Genomic DNA, 397 nt, shown 5'->3' on the forward strand with positions numbered 1-397 from the left:
AAAGTTCCTTGAAAACTGAACAGTATGTAAAACCCTGAAAATTCTTATAAAAATGGTCTTTGGTTTAGACCATGAATGAGAACATTCAGAACAAAACCTAACAAAACAGTAGAACGGTTTAAAAATTAGCCAAGCTAAATTTTGAATCTGGATACAAACACTTTAACATGAGAGTTTGATCCTGGCTCAGGATGAACGCTGGCGGCGTGCCTAACACATGCAAGTCGAACGAGGTAAATAAGTTGAAGTTTTCGGATGGATTCTTATTTACCGAGTGGCGGACGGGTGAGTAACGCGTGGGTAACCTGCCTCATACAGGGGGATAACGGTTAGAAATGACTGCTAATACCGCATAAGCGCACAGTACCGCATGGTACGGTGTGAAAAACTCCGGTGG

General features: G+C 42.1%; 1 rRNA gene. It reads left to right on the forward strand.

Annotation, left to right across the window (positions count from 1 at the left end):
- Nucleotides 1-163: 163 nt before the first annotated feature.
- Nucleotides 164-397 (forward strand): 16S ribosomal RNA (locus DWY93_RS12395); the annotation flags it as partial.

This window comes from Clostridium sp. AF28-12 (assembly GCF_003435225.1).
Classification (GTDB): domain Bacteria; phylum Bacillota; class Clostridia; order Lachnospirales; family Lachnospiraceae; genus Pilosibacter; species Pilosibacter fragilis.